The organism is Sulfolobus sp. B1, from assembly GCF_007050195.1.
In the GTDB taxonomy this organism is placed as follows: Archaea; Thermoproteota; Thermoprotei_A; order Sulfolobales; family Sulfolobaceae; genus Saccharolobus.
Window position 1 is genome coordinate 1 of sequence record NZ_QIMI01000305.1, and the last position, 818, is coordinate 818.

Genomic DNA, 818 nt, shown 5'->3' on the forward strand with positions numbered 1-818 from the left:
TTAACTGGTTCTTCGGAAATCCTAAGACCTTCTAAGTGTTCTAATTCTTTATAACTGTACCTATCATCTACAAATACTGCATCGAAATGCTTTCTTGGGGAGTTCACTTTTGCCATCTTATATGCCATTTCAGAGGCTATTCTCATATATTCAGCTTTGCCTAATTCAGCTGTTTCCAAATTATTCGAGTCAGTCGCATATCCTATACCACTTATTAACAAATAGTCATCCTTTTTTACCTTCTTAGCTGTTTCCTCATCAGCTACCACTACCGTTATAGCCCCGTCTACAAATGGAGCTATGTCCAACTCTGTTAATGGGTAAACTACAAAATCCTTCATTAAGACGTCGCTAGCCTTTATGTTGCTGGCATATGACGATCTAGGTGAAGAAAGTCCGTTTTTCTTATTCTTCTCCACAACTATTGCTAAGTCTTCTCTACTAACTCCTTTTCTTTCCATAAATTTCACGGCATCAAGACCAGCTATGAAGTGCATGTTTTGAGGATTTATTGACCTAACATAAATTGGATCCATTGAAAGTTTTACAATATCACTAAAAGTTAATATGTCACTTACCTTAGAGTGTGCCTCTACTGATACTATATCGGCAATGCCAGAATTTATGTGCATGAGCGCGTGCGCTAAACCTTGTAGTGAATCCCCGGTAACAGTCATTGTTGGTCTCATTGCTCCACCTATCTGATCTGGAGCAAATTCGTCAGCAATCCCTATGCCCTCCCAAAAATCTTCTTGACATGATATGAACGAATCTACATCATTTCTAGGATTAATATTCCCAGCATCTGCATATGCTCT

General features: G+C 38.5%; 1 protein-coding gene. It reads right to left on the minus strand.

The window, feature by feature from the left end; translation table 11 throughout:
• On the minus strand, positions 1–818 hold an 818-nt coding region (locus tag DMP16_RS10345), incomplete at both ends, for a thiolase domain-containing protein (RefSeq protein WP_143577230.1).